8 protein-coding genes and 1 pseudogene are annotated in these 5130 nt (G+C 42.9%); 4 read left to right on the forward strand and 5 right to left on the reverse strand.

The window, feature by feature from the left end:
• Positions 1-206: 206 nt before the first annotated feature.
• Positions 207-575: pseudogene (locus tag AAC147_RS09335) on the forward strand (IS1 family transposase); the annotation flags it as partial.
• An 8-nt stretch (positions 576-583) separates the two neighbouring features.
• Here AAC147_RS09335 and AAC147_RS09340 read toward each other — a convergent pair.
• From AAC147_RS09340 to AAC147_RS09355, 4 genes are all read right to left on the reverse strand, one after another.
• Complete coding sequence (locus AAC147_RS09340; RefSeq protein WP_255347635.1) at positions 584-706, reverse strand: hypothetical protein; 123 nt, start codon at positions 704-706, stop codon at positions 584-586.
• Positions 707-773: 67 nt separating this feature from the next.
• Complete coding sequence (locus tag AAC147_RS09345) at positions 774-1076, reverse strand: hypothetical protein (protein WP_047680386.1); 303 nt, start codon at positions 1074-1076, stop codon at positions 774-776.
• Between the two features lie 51 nt (positions 1077-1127).
• Positions 1128-1421 (reverse strand): type II toxin-antitoxin system RelE/ParE family toxin, encoded by a 294-nt coding sequence (locus tag AAC147_RS09350; protein ID WP_047680388.1) that lies wholly within the window; start codon positions 1419-1421, stop codon positions 1128-1130.
• Positions 1422-1423: 2 nt separating this feature from the next.
• Positions 1424-1693, reverse strand: coding sequence for a type II toxin-antitoxin system Phd/YefM family antitoxin (locus tag AAC147_RS09355; RefSeq protein WP_047680390.1), 270 nt, complete (start codon positions 1691-1693; stop codon positions 1424-1426).
• Positions 1694-2173: 480 nt separating this feature from the next.
• Here AAC147_RS09355 and AAC147_RS09360 point away from each other — a divergent pair, with 480 nt between their 5' ends.
• Positions 2174-2803 (forward strand): LexA family protein, encoded by a 630-nt coding sequence (locus AAC147_RS09360; RefSeq protein ID WP_047680392.1) that lies wholly within the window; start codon positions 2174-2176, stop codon positions 2801-2803.
• A 432-nt stretch (positions 2804-3235) separates the two neighbouring features.
• Here AAC147_RS09360 and AAC147_RS20100 read toward each other — a convergent pair whose 3' ends face one another.
• Positions 3236-3412 (reverse strand): hypothetical protein, encoded by a 177-nt coding sequence (locus AAC147_RS20100; protein WP_369793140.1) that lies wholly within the window; start codon positions 3410-3412, stop codon positions 3236-3238.
• 363 nt (positions 3413-3775) lie between these two features.
• On the opposite strand from AAC147_RS20100, the gene AAC147_RS09370 reads away from it, so the two are divergent.
• Both AAC147_RS09370 and AAC147_RS09375 read left to right on the forward strand, forming a co-directional pair.
• Positions 3776-4378: a hypothetical protein gene (locus AAC147_RS09370; protein ID WP_047680394.1), complete on the forward strand. Its 603-nt coding sequence runs from the start codon at positions 3776-3778 to the stop codon at positions 4376-4378.
• Between the two features lie 74 nt (positions 4379-4452).
• A partial coding sequence (locus AAC147_RS09375) for an IS4 family transposase (RefSeq protein ID WP_047680397.1) occupies positions 4453-5130 on the forward strand: 678 nt, incomplete at its 3' end.

A 5130-nucleotide genomic window follows, 5' to 3' on the forward strand; every position in this document is an offset into this window, starting at 1 on the left:
AAGGGAGGACGACGAGGGTTAACGTGGGAAAAGCTGACTCTGATCCTGAAAGTGCTGGGTTATCCTTCAAGCTGGCAAGTCCATTCAATGTTCAATTCTTGCTGAATAGGTGTGACGACTGGGGTCTGTCGGGAGCCGGATGCGGTAGTTCTGCATGTCCGGTTCTGAGGAGGGATCTGCCCGGGTGACTGGGTAGGTCTACTCACCAACAATGGTCGTTTGTAGGCAGCAAGAAGAACCAGCGCTGGCTTTGGTATGCCTGGGAACCTCGAATGAAACGAATAGTCGCGTATGTTTTTGGTGATCGCAGCAGGAAGACACTGGATAAACTGCTGGCATTACTGTCTCCTTTTAAAGTTCTATTTTATTGTACGGATGATTATGTGGTTTATGATTGTCTTTCAGAAGAAGAGTACTTAACAGGAAAAATGTTTACCCAACGAATAGAAAGAACCAATCTCACCCCTCGTATTCGCCTAAAAAGGCTGAATCGAAAGACGATTGGCTATTCCAAATCCGAAGAGATGCATGACAAGGTGATAGGGACGTTCATCGAGCGTGAAAACTACGTTTAATGAATGATCTAACCATTCAATACATGACCCAAAAGCACGGCCTTGATACGGTCACGTACTCGCCCATCACGAGTGGTATCATGCATCAATTCGAGAGCTTTCTTTTGATCTTCTGTCAGATGAATTTTCATGATCGATAACATGAGCTAATGTGAGTAAAAAATCAAGCATCTTCAATTACGATGGGTATAGTAAATTTTATTTAAAATACTTACCGTACTCGCCACTTTGAGATAAACCAGTCAAAGCCTTTATAGCAGGTGCTATTGCAGCGTACATAGACGGGCTTAATCCCAACTGTTCAGCTTCGTGAGTCTTTATTGCATCAATAAGCGTTGTCATCGTTGCATCCGTCGGTAGTTCGGCAATTACTTTTTTTATTGCAACTTTTTTGTCGTTGTCCATAGGGCTATCGATTGCCTGTAACAAAAGGTCTACGAACCGATCAATACTGGCAGATTCCTTACATTCTGAGACTGGATTGAATATGTTTGTTTTCATTTAGTTTAATTCCTTTATTTGTTTCGTTTCCTGTTCGCCTAAAACGCTTTATTACAAATGATTATGTGGATCTTGCGTCTGGAGTAACACAGCTAACACTTCAATACCCGCAGGAACTTCTCGATAATAGATAATATGACGCTCAATAGGGAAACTACGGACACCAGTAAAAAGGTCTTCACTACGATCACGACCGAGGGAGGGTTGACGAGCAATAATCTCTGTCATGGTCACACGCAACGAATAGATGTAAGTTTCTGCGATGCTAGCCCCCCATCGGCGTAAAGAATAGCGTTTTATTGCGCGAATATGCTCTTTAGCCTTTGGCGTAAATAGAACGCTCATCCTTAATTGTTACCTTCAAGTTCATCAACCGTCAGCGGTGCAAACACATCATCAACATGATGTAATTCACCACGTTCTGCCTGTGCAATAGATTCAGCCAAAATTGCTTTCAAACTCTGTAGTTTGAGTTGTTCGAATTGTTCATACTCTTCAGGAGAGATAACCACGGCAACACGCTTACCATGTTTACTAATCTCTACTGGCGCACGTTGAACTTTCATGAGTAGGTCACCAAACTGGTTCTTAGCTAACTGTGCGGGAATAACTTCCATAAATCACCTTTTATCTAAAATGGCTTGAATGTCTATTTTAGATAAAATTTAGTGTAATTGCCAGTTATAATAACTCAATAAACGAACAGCTATATGTAGCTGTTCGCATTTCATTTATCACTGTACAAGAACGGGTAAGCGGAGGCTCATATACCACCGTAAAACGGTATCTTGATATCTGCAAACAAAGATGCTTCCCTATTGCAATCCAATACCTTAGAAATTTCTAAAATAAATCTAGAACGTTTAGTGATTCCAACTTCAATTATTTGAATTTATTGTTTTCTTGTTCCAGATCGTTCAGCTAATTGAGCCTGAGTCATATTCAGCTCATATCGCCTGTTTTTTAATCTATTAGATATGATTTCCACTCTTGCAAATCTCTTTTATACAAATTTAATTGTATTTTGTGATACATTTACGGTTTGTAAAATACAGTTTATATTGTTAAAATCCTACTTTAATTAAAGAGGGACAATCATGAGTCTTGCGGATAGAGTCAAGAACAGAAGGCTTGAGTTAAGATTAACTCAGGCGGAGGCCGCGAAGATTGTTGGCATAAGCCAACAATCTTGGGCTGTCATTGAAGATGGGAAAACGCTGAAACCACGGAATATAATAGGCATAGCCAAAGCCCTGAAATGCGATGCTGAATGGCTAATGACTGGTGTCGATTTCCAGCCTATTTGTGATGTAACTATCCGAAAGATGCCGTTAATAAACTGCCTACAGGTAGAGATATTAGCGAAAGGCTTTCCTATATGCGGCGACGATAACTTAGAACACATTATAACCGATCTGAATTGGTCAGAACGTGCATTTGCATTGCGTATAGACGGGGATTCTATGAAGCCCGATTTTAAGGCGGGTGATATTGTTGTTATCGAACCAGAAGTTACCCCCAATCCCGGTGAATTCGTGGTAGCCGTAACCTATGAACGGGAGGCAACATTTAAAAAATACAGACCAATAACTATAAATATTGATGGGACACAGCATTTTGAACTCATCCCATTAAATAATGATTATCCTATTTTGGATAGTCAACGAATAGAAATAACCATTATAGGGACAATGGTTGAGCATCGAATCTACCGTAGAAAACGATAGTTTTTATTAGACTTTCCTTTTCAGCCCGTTCTGCACGGTTTTTTTATTAAAAAATTTTACAAATAAAAAAGGTACAAAAAAGCAATAATAAATACAGTATTTGTTGTTACTATACCAACTGATACGGAAACTTGACTTTGCGCTTGTGCGCTGGGCACGAAAGAAATACAAGAAACTAGGCAAGAGTTACCGGAAAAGCACAAAGTTTCTAAAGAGATTGCAACTGCAAAACCAGAGACTTTTCGCACACTGGTATATTCTGGCTCAGGGCTGAACAATAAGAGCCGTATGAATCGAGAGGTTCACGTGCGGTTCTGTGAGAGCGTGGAGGGGAGGTTCCTCCGGGCTACCCGGTCACTACCCCTTGTTGATGACTCGCGCCAACACCTTTTCAAATTTGTTCTTATTTAATATTGCGTTCTCAGCACAGGGTTACTGGCCCAGCATCTTCGCCAAGGTGGTCTGCTGGCCTTCGCTACAAGGTGCAAACCGGCAAAAAGCACCGGCATTAACCTTGAATTCATAAAAGCGTCCATAGGTGTCCAGGTAGTACACCTTCCGTTTTCCAATTCCACCTTCGAGGTTTGCGGCCAACCAGGTGATCACCACATCAGCATCGTTCGTAACTGATGCCCCCTAGTCCAAACCGACAAGAACAAGATGGGTGTCGGTTTGGAGCGCTACCTCGAAGATCGCTCTTACGTCAAAAATCACTGATCGCGCTCCTCGTAAAAAGTGGGTATCACCCACCACCTTATCCTATTTCAAAAATTCTACTTTTTCAAAGATAGCTTTTAATAAGTAGAACACATCGCGCAGATTTTACGATTATTACCATAATTATCATAATTACGGTAATGCGATAATTTTACAGGTTAAGATGAATCGGTATAATGTCGCACTGGAACATACTTGCTAGGGATCGGCATAACAGCGATAGTGGATACATAATGTGCAGGTGCGAGAAATAATATGTATAAGAGCCTTGAAGATCTGATGGCGGGTATTTACAAGATGGCCGCGCCAGATGGCATCATCTGTAACGAGGTTTCCAAGTTCCTTGCGGCCAATCAGGTTGAGCCGGAAGAAATACGTTCCGGGATCTGGTTTTTCCTGTGGTTGAAATCGGCCCCTAAGAATGCGAAGCCAATCCAAAGAGAAATTCCCAGATTCGGCGTCGTTCTCAACATGCCGACGTATGGTGGAATGCTGAACGAAGCAATCACTGCCCTGATCGAGCATGAATGCCGTCAAATACAGCTTGCTGAGGAACATGTAAGCCTTGAGGCTTGGGTCGAATCAGTATTAGTCGGTCGGGATAACGGTGAGGAAAATGAGGCAGCGGCCAGTATCGTTGATCTTCTTAACGGATGTCACGACCTGCTGGACACAGCAATAATCAATTACCTTTTCAAGGTGGGCAAAATTAATAAGCAAGAGGTTATGTCGCTAATTTATTATGGCGAGCTATGTGATCACTCCTTAGTCGGGACGCCGTTTTCAAAGCTGCATATCCCGAGTGGAAACAACGTCCACGAACGTAACATAATCCCCATTAAAAAAGGAACCTGCTAGGCCTAATACCGCTCGCTTAAGTAAATTAAGATAAGCATAATCGGCCTTCGATGATTGTCTAAGGCCGATTTTTTATGTCTGAATTTTCCCGTGAACTCCAGGCCACTGCGGCATTGAATTACCCGGTCTCCATGGATGCGTTTAGTCAAAACATTCCAATGGAATGGGTGACTGAAGCCGTTAAAGAAACAGGGCGAGCCACCGTGCGAAAACGTCGATTCCCCGCTGAACAAGCCGTCTGGTTAGTGCTGGGCATCGGTCTCATGAGAAATCGTTCTATCAATGAGGTTTGCGACAAATTAGATTTGGCGTTTCCTGATGCAAAAGGGGAACTGCCGTTATTAGCATCAAGCAGTATCTCAAAAGCCCGATATCGCATTGGGGTTGAGCCCTTACGACACCTTTTTCATACCACCGCCACCGAATGGGAAAAAGAAGAGACAAATGATGCTACGTGTGGCCTGAAAATCTTATGCGTGGATGGCACTCAGTTTAAAGTGCCTGACACAGGCGATAACCAACAGCTGGGTTATGCCTCCGGCAAAGCGACCTTTCCCTCGGTGTTGGTGGTGACCCTGATGTCCGCCCGAACACACTTGATATCTGATGTGGCATTTGGCCCCATCACCCAAAGTGAGATTAGCTATGCCCAACAATTAGTGGGGTCTGCCCCCGAAAATACCCTGATGTTGTTTGATCGGGGCTTTCTTTCTGCGGAGTTATTTCAGGCCTCGGGTCATGCTCCCAATAAT

Origin of the sequence: Xenorhabdus sp. NBAII XenSa04, assembly GCF_963866145.1 — a bacterium.
GTDB lineage: Bacteria > Pseudomonadota > Gammaproteobacteria > Enterobacterales > Enterobacteriaceae > Xenorhabdus > Xenorhabdus indica.